At 53.3% G+C, this 1,307-nt stretch carries 1 protein-coding gene; it reads left to right on the forward strand.

The genetic code is table 11. From position 1 onward, the window contains the following. The first annotated feature begins 50 nt into the window (after positions 1-50). Positions 51-1,285 (forward strand): IS3 family transposase gene (locus tag QP909_RS11690; protein ID WP_179387182.1). Its coding sequence is split into 2 segments (ribosomal slippage): positions 51-339 and positions 339-1,285, totalling 1,236 coding nucleotides; the frame shifts between segments, so codons are not numbered across the junction. The last annotated feature ends 22 nt before the right edge of the window (positions 1,286-1,307 follow it).

Raw genomic sequence — 1,307 nt, forward strand, 5'->3', positions numbered from 1 at the left:
TGAAGTGTCCCAGGTTTTGTTCCGTCTGAGTAGATGGGAAAATCTGGAATATGCCAAGAAAATTTGACCAGGATGCAAAGGACCGTGTGGTCCGTCTTGTAGAGGACCGTATCTTGGCGGAAAATATGTCGATGCAAGCCGCGTGCCAGGCAGTAGCTCCAAAGTTGGGGGTTTCATGGCACACGGCTCGTCAGTGGACCCAGCAGGCCCGTCGTGCGGGAAGCATCCCAGAACCTGTGCCTGAAGACTTGGCCGCGGAAAACGCGAGGCTACGCCGTGAAAATCAAGAGCTACGCGACACCAATGAGCTACTGAAGGCTGCCTCGGCTTTTTTCGCGTCGGAACTCGACCCAAAACGTCGGAAATGATCCGGTTCATCGATGAGTATCGGGATCGTTTCTCCATCGAGTTCATTTGCGAGACGTTAAACACCCACCGTGTTGGCGGTTTCATCACGTCCCGTGGATACCGCCAATCAAAAGCCCGTGGTATGAGTGCCCGCAGTCTTCGTGACGCTGCTCTAGTCGCGCACATCGCCGAGGTCCATGAAGAAAATTTTAGCGTCTACGGCATCCGTAAGATGTGGCATACTCTGCGCCGTGAAGGAATCGACATTGGCCGTGAGCAGACCGCACGCCTGATGCGTCTTGCTGGAGTCAGAGGCAAAGGTAAAGGTAAGTCTCCTATTACTACCCGCAAGCCGAAGGGACCAGATCTGCGTCCTGATTTAGTTAATCGCAAGTTCAACGCCCCGGCACCGGCCCGATTGTGGGTGGCCGATATTACTTATGTGCGCACTAGAAAAGGATTCGTGTACACCGCTTTTGTTACCGACGTGTTCTCCCGAAGGATCGTCGGGTGGGCACTATCTGATTCAATGCGTACCGAGGCGCTGCCGCTGCAGGCGCTTAATCAGGCGATTGTCAGCGCGAAGGAAACAACGGGGCTGATTCATCATTCAGATCATGGCTCACAGTACGTCAGCATTGTCTACAACGAACGGCTGGCTGAGTATGGAATTGCTGCCTCTACCGGGACAGTAGGAGATTCCTATGACAATGCTTTGGCCGAAAACGTCAACGGCTCCTACAAAAATGAGCTGATTCATCGGCGGTCGTGGGACAGCGTGGTTGACGTGGAGATCGCGACGTTTGAATGGGTTAATTGGTGGAACGAGGTACGGCTTCACCAAAGTCTCGGCTATCGCACGCCAGCTGAGGTTGAGTCAGAGTTTTGGGAAACCAACCCGGCCCAAGAAATAATGGAAATCAAGGCAAATGCCTAGGAACAAAACCCGGGACACTTCA

The organism is Corynebacterium sp. MSK195 (genome assembly GCF_030228885.1).
Classification (GTDB): domain Bacteria; phylum Actinomycetota; class Actinomycetes; order Mycobacteriales; family Mycobacteriaceae; genus Corynebacterium.